At 48.8% G+C, this 14,285-nt stretch carries 14 protein-coding genes and 2 pseudogenes; 7 read left to right on the forward strand and 9 right to left on the reverse strand.

Annotated elements, in window-relative coordinates:
• Positions 1 to 67: 67 nt before the first annotated feature.
• From recA to F4X88_15040, 5 genes are all read right to left on the reverse strand, one after another.
• On the reverse strand, positions 68 to 1,114 hold the full coding sequence (recA, locus tag F4X88_15020; GenBank protein MYA57599.1) for a recombinase RecA: 1,047 nt from the start codon (positions 1,112 to 1,114) through the stop codon (positions 68 to 70).
• A gap of 59 nt (positions 1,115 to 1,173) precedes the next feature.
• Positions 1,174 to 1,755, reverse strand: coding sequence for an RNA 2',3'-cyclic phosphodiesterase (thpR, locus tag F4X88_15025; protein ID MYA57600.1), 582 nt, complete (start codon positions 1,753 to 1,755; stop codon positions 1,174 to 1,176).
• Positions 1,755 to 2,375, reverse strand: coding sequence for a CDP-diacylglycerol--glycerol-3-phosphate 3-phosphatidyltransferase (pgsA, locus tag F4X88_15030; GenBank protein ID MYA57601.1), 621 nt, complete (start codon positions 2,373 to 2,375; stop codon positions 1,755 to 1,757). The genes thpR and pgsA overlap by 1 nt, the downstream gene beginning before the upstream one ends.
• Before the next feature lie 48 nt (positions 2,376 to 2,423).
• Positions 2,424 to 3,161 (reverse strand): outer membrane lipoprotein carrier protein LolA, encoded by a 738-nt coding sequence (locus F4X88_15035; protein ID MYA57602.1) that lies wholly within the window; start codon positions 3,159 to 3,161, stop codon positions 2,424 to 2,426.
• A 105-nt stretch (positions 3,162 to 3,266) separates the two neighbouring features.
• Positions 3,267 to 3,647: a hypothetical protein gene (locus tag F4X88_15040; GenBank protein ID MYA57603.1), complete on the reverse strand. Its 381-nt coding sequence runs from the start codon at positions 3,645 to 3,647 to the stop codon at positions 3,267 to 3,269.
• A gap of 139 nt (positions 3,648 to 3,786) precedes the next feature.
• On the opposite strand from F4X88_15040, the pseudogene metH reads away from it, so the two are divergent.
• Positions 3,787 to 7,545: pseudogene (metH, locus tag F4X88_15045) on the forward strand (methionine synthase).
• Between the two features lie 109 nt (positions 7,546 to 7,654).
• Here the strand turns inward: metH and F4X88_15050 are convergent.
• Together F4X88_15050 and F4X88_15055 are read right to left on the reverse strand one after the other, a co-directional pair.
• Positions 7,655 to 7,753: pseudogene (locus F4X88_15050) on the reverse strand (VOC family protein).
• Between the two features lie 45 nt (positions 7,754 to 7,798).
• Positions 7,799 to 8,596: a LamG domain-containing protein gene (locus F4X88_15055; protein ID MYA57604.1), complete on the reverse strand. Its 798-nt coding sequence runs from the start codon at positions 8,594 to 8,596 to the stop codon at positions 7,799 to 7,801.
• A 270-nt stretch (positions 8,597 to 8,866) separates the two neighbouring features.
• Between F4X88_15055 and F4X88_15060 the strand changes: the two genes are divergently transcribed.
• Genes F4X88_15060 through F4X88_15075 form a run of 4 tightly spaced genes read left to right on the forward strand, consistent with a single transcriptional unit; the run spans position 8,867 to position 11,427 of the window.
• On the forward strand, positions 8,867 to 9,124 hold the full coding sequence (locus F4X88_15060; GenBank protein ID MYA57605.1) for a DUF4258 domain-containing protein: 258 nt from the start codon (positions 8,867 to 8,869) through the stop codon (positions 9,122 to 9,124).
• Positions 9,125 to 9,143: 19 nt separating this feature from the next.
• Positions 9,144 to 9,371 carry a type II toxin-antitoxin system MqsA family antitoxin gene (locus F4X88_15065; GenBank protein ID MYA57606.1) on the forward strand — a complete coding sequence of 76 codons (228 nt, stop codon included), beginning with the start codon at positions 9,144 to 9,146 and terminating at the stop codon, positions 9,369 to 9,371.
• A gap of 14 nt (positions 9,372 to 9,385) precedes the next feature.
• The gene (locus F4X88_15070) at positions 9,386 to 10,279 is read left to right on the forward strand and encodes a DUF58 domain-containing protein (protein MYA57607.1); all 894 of its coding nucleotides are present in this window, start codon (positions 9,386 to 9,388) and stop codon (positions 10,277 to 10,279) included.
• Positions 10,276 to 11,427 (forward strand): Gfo/Idh/MocA family oxidoreductase, encoded by a 1,152-nt coding sequence (locus tag F4X88_15075; GenBank protein ID MYA57608.1) that lies wholly within the window; start codon positions 10,276 to 10,278, stop codon positions 11,425 to 11,427. The genes F4X88_15070 and F4X88_15075 overlap by 4 nt, the downstream gene beginning before the upstream one ends.
• A gap of 54 nt (positions 11,428 to 11,481) precedes the next feature.
• Here the strand turns inward: F4X88_15075 and F4X88_15080 are convergent, their stop codons facing one another.
• Complete coding sequence (locus tag F4X88_15080; protein ID MYA57609.1) at positions 11,482 to 12,441, reverse strand: Gfo/Idh/MocA family oxidoreductase; 960 nt, start codon at positions 12,439 to 12,441, stop codon at positions 11,482 to 11,484.
• A 289-nt stretch (positions 12,442 to 12,730) separates the two neighbouring features.
• Between F4X88_15080 and F4X88_15085 the strand changes: the two genes are divergently transcribed.
• On the forward strand, positions 12,731 to 13,126 hold the full coding sequence (locus tag F4X88_15085) for a hypothetical protein (protein MYA57610.1): 396 nt from the start codon (positions 12,731 to 12,733) through the stop codon (positions 13,124 to 13,126).
• 195 nt (positions 13,127 to 13,321) lie between these two features.
• On the opposite strand, the gene F4X88_15090 is transcribed toward F4X88_15085, so the two are convergent.
• Positions 13,322 to 13,819 carry a TatD family deoxyribonuclease gene (locus F4X88_15090; protein ID MYA57611.1) on the reverse strand — a complete coding sequence of 166 codons (498 nt, stop codon included), beginning with the start codon at positions 13,817 to 13,819 and terminating at the stop codon, positions 13,322 to 13,324.
• Between the two features lie 177 nt (positions 13,820 to 13,996).
• Here F4X88_15090 and F4X88_15095 point away from each other — a divergent pair.
• Positions 13,997 to 14,285, forward strand: a 289-nt coding sequence (locus F4X88_15095; GenBank protein MYA57612.1) for a helix-turn-helix domain-containing protein, incomplete at its 3' end; no start/stop codon positions are given.

A 14,285-nucleotide genomic window follows, 5' to 3' on the forward strand; every position in this document is an offset into this window, starting at 1 on the left:
CTTACCTCGCTATACAAACAATGCGTCCTCAGGCGTGCTAAAGTATGAAAACTTTGCCATGCCTTTCTTACGCTGTCGTATCGTCAGTTTCGTCTTCGGGAATCGCACCCGCAGTAGATTCTGGTGCCACACTCAGTGTTTCCCGTATCTTCGCCTCGATTTCCGTCGCAATCTCTGGGTTCTCTTCCAGATATTTCTTGGCATTCGTTCTACCCTGACCGATGCGTTCACCGTTGTAAGCAAACCAGGAACCACTCTTTTGAATCAATTCATTATCAACGGCAATATCCAAGAGATTTCCTTCTTTAGAGATGCCTTTTCCGAAAGTAACATCGTATTCTGCCTCTTTGAAAGGGGGTGCCACTTTATTTTTCACCACTTTGACCCGGACACCACTTCCAAGAATTTCATTCCCATCTTTAATCTGGGTACCGCGTCGGAGTTCTAAACGGACGGAAGCGTGGAACTTGAGAGCAAGTCCCCCCGGTGTTGTATCTGGGTTCCCGAACATAATCCCGATTTTCTGCCGAATCTGATTTGTGAAGATAACACAGGTTTGGGATTTGTTCGTGACACCCGACAGTTTCCGTAGGGCTTTAGACATTAAACGGGGCAATAAACCGACGTGTGCGTCGCTCATTTCACCCTCAATTTCGGCTTGAGGGGTCAAAGCCGCTACCGAGTCAACGATTACCAAGTCAATCGCACCACTGCGGATAAGCGTTTCGACGATTTCTAAGGCTTGTTCGCCGGCATCGGGTTGTGCGATGAGTAGATTTTCCATGTTGACCCCGATATTGCGAGCGTAGGTGGTATCGAGTGCGTGCTCAACATCAATGAACACCGCCGTGCCCCCTAACTTTTGTGCTTCGGCGACAATATGGAGTGCCAAGGTGGTTTTCCCAGTGCCTTCGTGTCCAAATACCTCGGTGATTCTGCCGCGCGGGACACCGCCTACACCGAGAGCAAGGTCAAGCGCGAGAGAACCCGTTGGGATGGCTTCAACCGGCACAACTTCGTTATCCGCGAAGCGCATGATAGACCCTTTACCGAATTCACGCTCTACCTGTGAAATCGCTTCATCAATGGCTTTTTGTTTCTGTGTATCTTGCATGTTTTTACATTCTCCTTATATTGCACCTGCTGTGGAAAATAGGTGCTTTGAGCATCGCATTACGCCGAAAAATGATGGACGCTTAAAGGCGTATAGATTGCCCTATTTGGGTGAAGTCGGCTCTGCATGAGTGTGATTTCGTTTACACGTATTGATCCGCCAACGATTGTATCATATTTACGTGGAATGTTCTTTAACGGTTTAAGATTTGTCGCGGTTCTCAGCCGCGCCAGCGTAAGGTGTGAGTGAAAACGAGTGTCTGTTGAGAAACCGAGATGTGTCAATTCACGGTTCACGGCTTTTGCAAGGCGTGACACGGTCGATGCCCCCTGCGTTACGCCCATCCAAATGACACGCGGACGAGCGAGATTCGGGAACCCCCCGATGCCTCCGAAGGCAATGGAGAATGACGGATGTGTATCTGTCACGCGCTGAATGGCGTCACTTATATCATTGATTGCTTCAGGATGAACATCACCGAGAAATTTCAAGGTGAGGTGAAAGTTTCCGGGTTTTGTCCATGAAGCCTTGTGAATCTGGGGCTGAAGGTCCGTTTGCACCGACTTCAGCAATGCTTGTATCGATTCTGGGATCTCAATTGCTACAAAACAGCGAATGACTGTGCTTTTGGCTGTATCCATCACGCACCTGCTTTTGGGTCGTAACGGGTTGCCTGGAACAAGGCGAATAAAGGTTTACGATTGTTAACGAGAAATTCCAGTCCGGATCCGACTGTGAGCACTAAGGGGATATACATCATAAAGTAGATGGGACCTCGACTTTGCACAATCAGTGCCGCGTTTAGATAGTCTTGAAATGCGAGTAGGGTTAACCCGATGATGATGACGATCAGCTGTGAAGTCATCTTGTATTTTCCCCATTGGTTTGCCGAGACGACCTGCCCGTACTTTGCCATGAAAACAATCCGCAGGAAGGTAACGAGAACTTCACGACCGATGATAACAAAAACCATCCATACCGGAATGAGTCCACTGTCAACGTGCTTGAAGAGAGTTAAACAGATTAAAGCAGCACCGATTAACAACTTATCAGCGAGCGGGTCCATAAATTTTCCGAAGCCCGTCACACCTTGCTTTCGAGCAATTTTACCGTCAAGATGATCGGTCAGTGCTGCGACAGCAAAAATAGTGAGCGCAGCCCCCGTCATATCAGCCTGAAAACAGTATATGAACGGGGGGATGAGGAAAAGCCGTAAAATGGTTAGGAGATTTGCCAACCGCAAAAGGGTACCGAAATTCATAATGTGTTCTCGAAAAGTAGGAATTATCTCGGTATAAGAGATCCGTTCCTAATTTTCGGAGAGATCTATTACCTCGGCATCTTTAGGCACCACAAACTTGAAAAGATCCGGTGCGAGTTTTTTATCTCGTTTAATCTCTGTAAGCGTAACAATCACACTTTGACGCGTCCCATCTTCAAATTCGGTTTCGTAGCCAAATTGCACGGGGAGCCACTCACCGGATTTTACCCAGATTTGAAGGGTTTCCTTGGCGTTCGTGTTCACCATGTGAACTTTAGGCACCAATTCAATTTGATGGACCCCTTTTGGATTCGCAAATTCGTCAGGAACAAGTGTCATATCGTAGTTTTTCTGAACATCTTCAAGGGATGCCCCAATACCCGGCAACAGCTCCCGACGTTCTGGATTGTTCCACTTCATCTTATTGACTTGATTGAGTATCGGTGTATATGTCCATCCGTATTCGCCGTCTAAAACAGTGAGTTGGACCACCTTTGACGTATCGTTCCGGTCGACATACTCTTTACGAAGCAGATTCGGTTTCCCGAATATAAACCGTCCACGAGCGACACTTTTGTTCTTCGCGAAGAGCGTCGTTTCCTCAAAGTTCGCACTGAAATTATTAGATTTCGCATACGCCGTTTTGAAATTCTGGAAGATTTCATCAACAGTTTGCGGATGTGCCTCGCTAACGAACAGCACTGAGAGAGACATCAGTATTAATAGTAAATTTTGAAGGCGCACAAACTTTCCCAGCATAGCGATCCAAAGGGTTCGTCGGATCATTACCCATCTCCTGTTTTACCTAACTACCTTGTTGGAGAACTGATTTCTACCTCAATATTATAGCATAATCTATTTGCGGGTGTCAACACTATTTATGCCGCGTTCTCAATTCGCCACGCGCGTCCAATCCGTCAGGATAACCTCTATATCCTTGGGGTCATCTAAGGCATGCGTGACGAGACGTTCTAAAACTTCGGAGACGGCGGGTTCTCGGAATATTGCCTGAAACCAGTTGCCGAAGGTTTTAATGGCGTCCGGGGATTCGGAACACACCCAGAAAACAACCCGGCAAAAGTCGAGGCCTTCGTCTACCCATTTTTCAGATATCCAGACATCTCTTGGAAATCCGTGAAAAATTGGCAGAAGATCCGCTATTAAGACGGGTAGGTCTTCATTGAGATAAGAAATCTCTGGCAGTATATCAAAATGGATGGCGTATTTATGTGTGTATGATGAATCTTGACGTTTCTGATTTCGTTTTTGCACGGTTTTTTCTATAGCCTTTGGAAGTTATAGCCTTTAAAAAAAGTGGACAAACCTGTCTATCCTGTAGTATACTATACAACATGGTGAATGGGTAAACGCTTTCAGCCGAGCGAATACGAAAGAGGACGTAATATATACTATGGTAGATTCTCAACGCATAACCTATTTTAAAAATGAACTGAAGAAGCGGATCCTGGTGCTCGACGGGGCGATGGGGGCGTTGCTGCAGACCTATCGACTCACAGAAGAAGATTTTCGGGGTGCCCCGTTCGCCGATCACCCATCTGAACTCAAAGGCTACAATGACCTACTTTCTATCACACAACCACACATCGTCAAGGAAATACATTCCGACTACTGCAGTGCCGGTGTGGACATCATCGCAACAAACACCTTCACGAGTACATCTGTATCCATGGAGGATTACCAACTGCAGGACATCGCATATCAGGTAAACTACGAAGCTGCACTCATCGCCCGCGAGGTCGCAGATAAATGGACTTCCCCAGAGAAACCTCGCTACGTCGCTGGAAGCATGGGGCCTACCAATCGGAGCTGCTCCATTTCCCCAAATGTGAACGATCCAGGGTACCGGAACATAACCTTCTCACAGCTCGTTGCTGCCTACACAACCCAAGCAGAGGGCCTCATCGACGGCGGTGCTGACATCCTCCTCGTTGAGACTGTCATGGATACATTAAACTGTAAAGCCGCTCTCTTCGCGATACAAACCCTCGCTGAAGCACGAAATATCGACCTCCCGCTCATCATCTCCTCTGACAGAAGCGGCGGGGGCGGTAGAAACCTTTCTGGGCAAACAATTGAAGCCTTTTGGAACTCTGTCCGGCATGCGAACCCACTTGCCGTCGGGTTGAACTGCGGCTTCGGTTCGCAACAACTTCGGCCACACCTCGCTGAGATGGCAAAAATAGCCGACATCCCGACTATCTGTTATCCGAACGCGGGACTTCCCAACGAGCTCGGTCAGTACACACAGGACCCGGAAGAGTTGGGACGTTGGATACACGAGTTCGCAAAAAACGGGTGGGTTAATATCGTTGGCGGCTGTTGCGGATGCCACCTTGAACATATCGAAATGATTGCGAAAATCGCTGCTGAATACCCACCGCGAACCCCTAAAGTACAACAACGCGCCTGCCGTCTCAGCGGCTTAGAGGCGTTCAACGTCACGTCTGATTCTCTCTTTGTTAACGTTGGGGAACGGACAAACGTAACAGGATCGCGTCGATTCGAGACGCTGATTAAGAACGAAGACTACGAAACCGCCTTAGAGGTCGCGCGAGACCAGGTGGAAAACGGGGCACAGATTATTGATATTAATATGGACGCGGGGATGTTGGATGCTAAAACGGCTATGGTGAAGTTCCTTAACCTCATTGCGGCGGAACCCGACATCAGTCGCGTGCCGATCATGATCGACTCCAGCCGCTGGGAAGTCATAGAAGCGGGATTGGCGTGTATTCAAGGAAAAGGGGTTGTTAACTCTATTAGCCTGAAAGAGGGAGAAGAAGATTTTTTAGAAAAAGCGCGTCAGGTCCGTCGGTATGGTGCCGCCGTTATCGTTATGGCGTTCGATGAAGATGGACAAGCCGATAGTTATGAACGGAAGGTGGAGATATGTCAGCGGGCGTACCGTCTGTTGACAGAACAGGTCGGGTTTCCGCCGGAAGACATCATCTTTGATCCGAATATCTTCGCGGTTGCAACCGGTATTGAAGAACACAACGAATACGCGAAGGCGTTCATTGAGGCGTGTCGCGAGATCAAAGCGACTTGTCCGGGTGCTTTGGTGAGCGGTGGCGTCAGTAACATCTCCTTTGCGTTCCGAGGCAACGATACGGTGCGCGAGGCGATGCACGCAGCGTTCCTCTATTATGCGATCAACGCTGGCATGGACCTCGGAATCGTCAACGCTGGGCAGCTCGCCGTCTATGACGATATCCCCAAGCCGCTTTTAGAAGCCGTAGAGGATGTCTTGTTCAACCGCCGAGAGGATGCGACAGATAGACTCGTTGATCTGGCGAACACGCTCCACGGGAAAGGTAAAAAGAAGCAGGTCAGTCGAAAATGGCGAAAATTGCCGGTTGAAGAGCGGCTCCGACACGCCCTCGTCGAAGGCATCCTTACATACGTGGAAACCGACACAGAGGAAGCGCGGCAAAAGTATGAGCGTCCGATACAGGTGATTGAGGGGCCCTTGATGGATGGAATGAATCGCGTCGGGGAACTCTTCGGGGACGGCAAAATGTTCCTACCGCAAGTGGTGAAAAGCGCGCGTGTGATGAAGAAGGCGGTTGCGCATCTCATCCCCTATATTGAGCTGGAACAGGCGGAAGGGGGAATTCAATCGAGAGGCAAAATTGTAATGGCAACCGTGAAAGGTGATGTTCACGATATCGGGAAAAATATCGTCGGCGTTGTGCTCGGATGCAATAACTACGATATTGTTGACCTCGGGGTGATGGTCCCTGCGGAAGATATTCTGGAGGCGGCACGCAGCGAAAACGCAGATATTATCGGGTTGAGTGGGCTCATCACGCCATCATTAGATGAAATGGTAAACGTCGCTGAAGAGATGGAACGTGAAGACTTCCGCATGCCGCTCCTTATTGGTGGCGCGACGACCTCAAAGGTACATACCGCTGTTCAGATTGAACCTGTCTATACCGGCTTAACAGTCCACGTCAAAGACGCTTCCCAAAGCGTTGGGGTTGTCAGCAACTTGATGAGCCCTGAGAAACAGAAAACATTTACCGAGCAGAAGCGCGAAGAATACGCGGATATTCGAGAACGGCGTGCGAAGAACCGGAAACAGGCGAATTTACTTCCGTTCAGTGTCGCACGGGAACGTAGGTCGGCACTGGACTGGCAAAATTACCGACCGCCGACGCCGCGTTTTATAGGCACGCAAGTCTATGACGACTATCCGTTATCGAGACTAGCTGACTATATCGACTGGAGTCCATTCTTTACAACCTGGGGGCTCCGCGGCAAATATCCCAATATATTAGACAACCCGGAAGTCGGTGAGGAAGCGCGTAAACTCCTTAAAGATGCTGAAGCCCTTCTTCGCATCATCCTGAGAGAAAAACGGTTTAAAGCACGTGGCGTTGTCGGCTTGTTCCCGGCAAACGGTGTCGGTGAAGATACCGAGATTTACGCAGGTGCGGCGATCACAGAAACGCCCGCGACTTTAGCGGCACCGACTTGATGCACAAGACCGTCTTGCGGTGCAAGACAGGACTCAGATGCGGCGAGCACAGAAACGCTCGCAACGCTGCATCACCTCCGTCAACAGACGGAACAACCCTTTATGAGACCGAATCTCAGTCTTGGCGATTTTATCGCACCGAAAACGACTGGTGTTCAGGATTATATAGGGGGGTTTGCGGTAACAACGGGCATCGGTGTCCCTGAATTTTGTGCTGAGTTTGAGCAGCAACACGACGATTATAACAGCATCATGGCAAAGGCACTTGCAGACCGATTGGCAGAGGCGTTCGCAGAGCAGATACACCAATACGTGCGGACGACACTTTGGGGGTACGCACCAAATGAGGCATTGGATAACGAGGCTTTAATTGCTGAAAAATACCGTGGGATACGTCCGGCACCGGGCTATCCTGCCTGTCCAGATCACAATCAAAAGCGGGTGCTGTTTGACCTGCTGAATGTCCCAGAAAATACGGGGATATCTCTTACAGAAAGTCTGGCGATGTTTCCTGCCGCATCTGTAAGTGGATGGTATTACGCGCATCCAGAGTCTCGGTATTTCAGTATTGCAAGGATCGGTGAGGATCAGGTTGCAGATTATGCTGAACGGACCGGTATGGACATCGAAACGGCAAAGCGTTGGCTGAAGCCTGTACTTACATAAAATTGCCTGTATGGTTTAAAGAAACAGGGGGGTGAAACTCAGTTCACCACCCTATTTTTTTGTGAGTCCATGCATTAACACTGCGATTTTATACCCAGATGACAGACAATCACGCCTTAGGTTGATACAGACCAATGCAGTTTCCGCTTGGATCGAGGAACATCGCGAAGGAACCCATGCCGCTTGGAATCGGACGCGGCGGCACAAGTATCGGCAAATTATCAACCAACGCAATCTTTGGTTTCGGCGTCTATTAATCGGTTTTGATATCAGCCCAGGTCGTTGTGAGTTTACCTAAGGGTTCAATATCAGCCGCAGTTGCTAATCCGTCATTCATGAGGGTTTTAATGTCATCTTCATCCAACGCCACACTGAAGATGGCAACGTCGTCAACGATTCCGGCGAAGAACTCTCCCCATTGACCGTGTTGTCCGGTGGCTAAATAGATACCGATGAGAAAGGGTTTGTCGGTTAACGGGTTCCTTCCTAAGTTTGGTGTCGTTACCCCATCGCCGATCTGATCGGCGTCTATATATACGCCGAACCCATCACCATCCCACGTAACAGCAACGTGATGCCAGTCTGTATCGGGCTTCCAAGGGGCATCGATAAAGTGAAGCGTGCCGCCGGGGTCATGCGTGTGATGTCGGATTCTACCCGCATCCCACCAAAATCCGGGTGCCCAATCATCTTTGGTTATCACAGCCATGCCACCACCGGGAGGCTTATCTAATTTAAACCAAAAGGCGATTGTATGTTCGGCACCAACATTCAAAGAATCATCGTGTGCAATCTCCACATAAGCATCCGAGCCATTAAGACTTAAACCCTTGCCAAACTTACCATTAACCCATTTGGCACCTCCCTCAATCGCGCCATCATTCCCCGTTCCAGAGGAATCTTCGACGGTCTTACCATTTCCCTCATCAAAGAGCCACATGCCGACACAATCTGCAAAGTCAATTTCAGCAAAACTGATACCGACAAACATCAGGCTAAGCACCATTGAACTGACACATAATCGTTTTAACCTTGTAACTGTAATTTCCATCTTTTGCTATTTCCTCCATCTATTCTCAGGGCGAGAGCCAACGCATTATCCACTGGCTATTACCCAAAAATGAGTCTCGCCCGATAGGTATTGGTCACTGAGGCAGCCAGAATACTCTGATGCGCCTCTGTGTAATAAGTGTGTTACACGATTATACGATTATACCATGTAGATGTTTCACGTGTCAAGTTGCACTTTACGAATTTCAGTTGATATTCAGGCGAATTTTTATTATAATAGGGAGACATGTTTGATCAAATCCTCCAAGAGATCCAGGAAAAGGTTCAGAGCCAAGAATATGTTTTGACGCTCCATGCCGAAGATGAAATGGTTCAGGATAGACTCACAATCTTTGATGTAGAAAATGCTCTTCTCACTGGTGAGATTGTCAGGAGACAGAGAGATTCATATAGAGGTAAATGGAAATATGTCGTAGAGGGTCGAACACTCGGTTCGGAGATCGCTGTTGTCGTAACAAAGTTGGCTTTCAGCAGAAAATTGGTTATCATTACCGTGTATGTGAAATAAAATCATGAGGAGTTAGACAATGAAGTGTGATGTATGTGGGAAAGAGGGGGCGCGTCAGCGTTATGTCTCCCGAAGTTATGGTAAAGGCGAGTCTCTCCTCGTCATCGAAGATGTGCCTACTATCCATTGTCCAAATTGCGGCGAGGGTTACATGACTGCGCAGACGTTACAAGTAATCGAACGAATTAAAAAACTTCGTCAGACCGTTGCACCAAAACGCCCCGTGTCAGTCGCCGTTTTTAAATAATCTCGGAAAAGAATATGCAAACATCTCATAAATACTTAGACCCAGTTGCGCTCTCTCGAATTGGCGGTATGGAACTCGTCGCGCGGCTTGTCGTTGAGGGGTTCGTTACAGGGTTACACAAAAGTCCGTATCAAGGGTTCAGCGTAGAATTCGCAGAACACCGGCAGTATATGCCCGGCGATGAGATCCGTTATATCGACTGGAAAGTCTACGGGAAATCGGATCGGTATTACGTCAAAAAGTTTGAGGAGGAGACAAACCTCCGCGCCTATATCCTCCTTGATACAAGTGCGTCGATGAACTATAAACACGCCGAGGAAGGCTTGACGAAGTTTGAATACGGCTGTTATCTCGCCGCGACCCTCACTTATCTTATGCTCAAGCAGCGCGACTCTGTCGGTTTAGCACTCTTTGACACGGAGATTCAGCGATACATTCCACCGAGGGGTGCCGCTACACATTTACGAGCGATTATGTCCGCTTTGGAAAGTGCTACCCCCGGTCAGGAGACGCAGTTGAGCGGTCTCTTCCACGAACTCGCCAAACGGATTGTGAGACGCGGCTTGGTGATTGTCATCTCCGATCTGCTGGATGAACCTTCACAGGTCATCTCTGCCCTGAAACACCTGCGTCATCAGAAACATGAAGTCATCGTGTTCCACCTTCTCGATCCTGCTGAACTTACCTTCCCTTACACGGGTTCTGTCGTCTTTCGGGATATGGAAACCGGGCAGACGCTTTCAACGCAAGCGGATACGCTGAAAACGGATTATCTTGAAAAATTGAACCAGTTCATTCAGAGTTACCGTCGCGGCTGTGGCGCGAGCCAGATCGATTACGTTCAGATGGACACCGCGACACCGTTCGATTACGCGCTATCGGCATATCTATCAAGGAGAAAATCATGAAAACATATCGGATCGGAATTTTAGGATGTAGAGGACGCGGGACGGCAGCAGCACGGGCATATCATGCGCATCCACGCACAGAGATTGTCGGACTCTGTGATCTGGTTCAGGAACGGCTCGATACCCTCGGCGAAGAAGTTAACGTCACTGCACGGTTCACCGATTTAGATGAGATGATTCGACAAATCCAACCCGACATTGTGGCAATCCCCACCGGCACGGAATTTCACTACGATCTGTGCATGCGCGTGCTGGAACATGGTGTCAATATTGAGGTTGAAAAACCGATGTGTGTTGACCTCGTGCAGGCGGATGCCGTGATTGCCAAAGCCAAGGAAAAAGGCGTGCAGGTCGCCGTCCACCACCAAGGCAGGGTCGGGGCACCGATGCAGGCACTCTCACAAGCCTTTGATGCCGGAAAGATCGGTGACTTGCGCTATATGTACGGCAGCGGGAAAGGTTACTACGGCGGTTACGGTTTGATGAACATCGGCACCCACATGCTCAACAACATGCTCCACTTCGGGAAGAGATGTCAAAGCATTGTGGCGCATCTGACGACGGGCGGGAAGCCGATTCTGGCTACAGATGTCGTGCCGTCGCCGAGCGGGATGGGGACAATCGCAGGCGAATATATCACGGCGACGCTGCAGTATGAGGGCAACGTCACGGGGACTCTCCTCCAACACCGCTTTGACAAAATGGATACCAACGGGTATACGATGGAACTTTACGGCACTGAAGGCAGGCTCTTCTGGGGACTCGGTGGGGCGTGGTGGTTACCGACACCGCACTATGTTCCCGACGGCACACACGACCAGTGGGAAGCGTTAGAACTTATCTATCCTGATCACTACGATCCTGAAAGTAGCGCGTCGGAAGCGGATTACTGGTTTGTGGAGGATTACGTCAACGCTTTAGATGAAGGGAGAGCACATACGTGCAGCGGCACTGAGGGACGACACATCATTGAGATGATGATGGGTATCTTTGAGTCGGCGGCGTATGGCACCAGTGTTGATCTCCCGCAACCCGATCGACGGCACCCGTTGTTACGATGGCGCGAGGAATCCGGTTTAGAACTACCTGCGGAGATGCCAAGAGCCTATTGGGATTGGCTAACACTGGAATCCGAACGAATTCGTTAGAAACCACGGTAGGTGCGGTTTTCAACCGCACCGAATCCAAACCTGAGAACACATCTATAGTATCTCCGCGATGATTGCATTCGTCTGCAATCCCGATTCGCCTGAACACCGGATCGGTTCCCCCGTCTTGAGGTGATTGACAAAGTCTTCCACAAGCCCCGTGTGTGTGTAAGGGAACGGGGTCTGGTCCATCGCAATCTGCTCACCCGATTTTTCTAACGTTAGGTTCCCACTGTTCAATGGCGAACACCTTAAAGCCCCTTCCGTGCCGTAGACCTCAACATCGTCGATCGAGACACCGACGTTCCAGTTGATATTCGCAACCGCATGCGCGCCACTCTCGAAACGGAGCGTAAACACTGTGGAATCATCGACCTCAATATCCAGATGCACCGTCTCCGCGTAGCCTTGCACGGATTCAACCTCCCCCATCAGATACTGAAGGAGCGAGATACGGTGGCTACCGAGGTCCATCAACACCCCACCACCGCTGATTTTGGGATCCACTCGCCAGCTATGCAAGTCGTGCCGAGTTGGGTCATAAAAACCGGTGTGATTGATTCGCGCCAGCACCACGTCACCGATGGCACCCTCATCCATCAACGCCTTCATTTTTACGATATTCGGATAGAAGTTTCGGTAGTAAGCGAGCATCAGGGTAACACCCGCGTCGTGGCAGGCATCCACCATCCGTTGGCATTCCTCAACCGTCATTGCCATCGGTTTCTCACAGAGAACGTGCTTACCTGCTTCTGCCACACGGAGTGTCTGTTCGCAGTGGAGATATGGGTGTGTCGCGATGTAGATCGCGTTGAGTTCGTCATCTGCCAAGAGTGCATCTATGTCGGTATAGAAACGTTTCGCGCCGTGTCTCTCAGCAAAGGATTCCGCTTTCGCACCGTCCCGCCGCATCACTGCGATGAGTTCCGAATCATCAACGGCGTAGAGGGGCGGTCCGCCCTTATATTCAGCGACATCCCCACAACCGAGTATGCCCCATCTGAGCGTTGCCATGAAATCAGTTCCTTTCTCAATTTAGAGTGTGGTCGTCGCTGTTAATGTATCACTAAAGTTGTGGATGTGTCAATCGTGACGTGCAGATGTCAGGTGACACGCGGGATGTGACGTTTTTTCGCGTTTTTTTGAGGGTCTCCACTTGATTTTGCTATTTGTGGGGCAAAAAATCTTATTCTTATTTCCAGTATACTATAATTATAGCATGTTTTCGGGCGGGTGTCAAGTTTTTTTCTGTTGAATGGCAGGTGTAAATCTGTTAGGATATTAGGGAAAGGCGGGATAGACAATGGTAAAAACTACGACCCTTGAAAGGATTTATCCGTTTTTTATCGTCAAAAACCTTACTGCTTCGATTGACTTCTACAACCAAAAACTCGGCTTTGAAACAGATCTCCTCATCCCAGAAGAAGACCCGTTCTTTGCGATCGTGTCTCGTGATGACGTGCGGATTCTTCTGAAACATATCACCGAAGATATTCATCCCGTCCCGAACCACACCCGGCACGAGTGGGCGAGATGGGATGCTTTCATTCTGGTCTCCGATCCTGATGCTTTGTTTGCTGAGTTTGCGTCGCGTGGACTGGCGTTCCACGAACCTCTCGCCAATACGGAAGACGGTCTCCGAGCGTTTGAACTCAAGGATTATGATGGGTATGTGTTGTGTTTCGGGAAACCGATTTGAGGGGAGATGGATATTTAATCTTCTGTTCTTTAGTCCCGTAGGGACGAAATGTTTATAGTAAATAGATGCTTCTTTTTCCAAGCCCTGTAAGGGCGGCATGTGTATAGTAGTTTTGGTTGTTTGTCTGAATCTCGGATTACACGGATGACGCGGATTCACGTGGATAAACGGAGTGTGTTAAGTTGAATCGCTTACCTAAGGTGCTTGTTCTCGGATAGGGACGAGCACTTTCATAAAGTTAGCCCACACCTGCCTATCTGCTTCTTGGAAGGACATCCCCCAAATATCTCGTAATGCTTCTAAAATAACCTTGATGTCTGAAGGACACACGGGCTGGTTTCTTAAATGGATGTGAGGACCGTCAGATTCTGTTAGAATCCGATTTAACGGGATGCGATCAATGATGTTTCTGCCATTCTTTGAACGTATCATGGCAGGATTAATGGAAAAATAATGTCCAGACTGCACGGCCTGATCCAGAACAGTTAATGGACCGCTATACCAATGAAAGACTGCTCCTTGTATATTGTATTCTTCCAGAAGTTCCAACACTTTACGTTCGGCCCTGCGCGAATGTAAACTAACAAATCTTGGGCGATCTTGTATCTGATTAAAAACAAAACGCAAACTCTCAATTTGAATATCTTTGGTGTCTCGTCCTTCTTTTGAAGGACATCGTCTAACAATCCCAATGCTTTAGCTTTGGGTCCAGCGGGTTCGGAAGTCTACCGACACTGAAAAAAGGTTTGACAAATCAGTGCTTTTTGTGGTATAATTAAGTATCTCGTGGCAGACAGTTCAAGCAGAATCGCAAGGTTCTGTGTCTGCCTACCTACTTGACTGGGGTTAAAGCGAGATACGAGATATACCATGATAAAGACCCATAAAATTACATTACGCCCCAACCGCGGTCAGATTGCGTGGTTTTACCAGCAATGCGGTTATGCGAAGTTTGCATATAACAATGCCCTTTCAGACTTCAAAGCAGGTTTGTCAGATGACGTGTTTCATTCAGAGATTGACCTAAACAATCGCTGGAATAAACGTAAATACGAACACGATTGGGTGAAAGCACAAGACCAACGCGTAGGGCTTTACGCCATCAAAAATCTTGGTGGTGCGATAGAGAATTGGAAAGAAAAGCGCGCAGGCTTCCCCA

The sequence above is a fragment of the Candidatus Poribacteria bacterium genome (assembly GCA_009839745.1).
Taxonomy (GTDB): domain Bacteria; phylum Poribacteria; class WGA-4E; order WGA-4E; family WGA-3G; genus WGA-3G.